The sequence below is a fragment of the Corynebacterium sp. HMSC064E08 genome, from assembly GCF_001811805.1.
In the GTDB taxonomy this organism is placed as follows: domain Bacteria; phylum Actinomycetota; class Actinomycetes; order Mycobacteriales; family Mycobacteriaceae; genus Corynebacterium; species Corynebacterium jeikeium_D.
In genome coordinates, this window is the sequence record NZ_KV806689.1 from 1 (window position 1) to 204 (window position 204).

A 204-nucleotide genomic window follows, 5' to 3' on the forward strand; every position below is an offset into this window, starting at 1 on the left:
TTATGCCGGCGGCGACCTACTCTCCCACACCCTCCCGAGTGCAGTACCATCGGCGCTGGTGGACTTAGCTTCCGGGTTCGGAATGGGACCGGGCGTGACCCCACCGCTAACACCACCGACAAAAACCAGGCAACAACCATCCCCACCACAACTTTGGGTGGGTGGTGTCATGCCAGACACTGAATAACGGACGCGAGCAAAAAC

1 rRNA gene is annotated in these 204 nt (G+C 59.3%); it reads right to left on the reverse strand.

Annotated elements, in window-relative coordinates:
* Positions 1 to 3 precede the first annotated feature (3 nt).
* Positions 4 to 120: ribosomal RNA gene (gene rrf / locus HMPREF2820_RS00020) — 5S ribosomal RNA — on the reverse strand.
* Positions 121 to 204 lie beyond the last annotated feature (84 nt).